This is a genomic window from Planomonospora algeriensis (assembly GCF_977012225.1).
This window is the reverse complement of record NZ_CDRNDK010001112.1, coordinates 1-437: the sequence shown is the minus strand read 5'-3', so window position 1 is coordinate 437 and position 437 is coordinate 1. Positions and strand designations below refer to the sequence as shown.

The 437-nt window shown below is 79.4% G+C and carries 1 pseudogene; it reads right to left on the bottom strand.

Going from position 1 to position 437, the window contains the following annotated elements:
• Nucleotides 1-398: pseudogene (locus ACWJ6R_RS38060) on the bottom strand (type II secretion system F family protein); the annotation flags it as partial.
• Nucleotides 399-437: the final 39 nt, after the last annotated feature.

Below are 437 nucleotides of genomic sequence, written 5' to 3'. Positions count from 1 at the left end.
ACGGAGGCGTGTGCGCGGGCGGCCTCGGCCACCGCGCCGAGCAGGACGCCGAGCCGGTCGGCCCGCCGCCCGGCGGCCAGGATCAGCGCGGCGCACACCAGGTCGCCGGTCGGATCGGCGAGCTCGTCGGCGAGTTGCCGGAGCGCGGCGGGGAGCGGCTCGCCCCGGCCGACGCGGGCGGCCAGCCAGACGATCCGGGGCCGGATCGCCGCCGGTGCGATCGGCGCGGTCGCGGTGACGACCTGCTGCAGCCTCGTCGGGGCGACGAGGACGTCGCGGAGCATCTCGGCCCAGTCCGCGATGGCCTCGATCCGCTCCATGGCCCGCGTGTGCTCGTGGTCCGGGCCGAGCGCCCCCGGCAGGAACCAGCCGGCCAGTCCGGCCAGGGCCGTGCCCACGGGCCAGTGGGTGAGCGCGCGACGGCGCCGGCCGCCAGG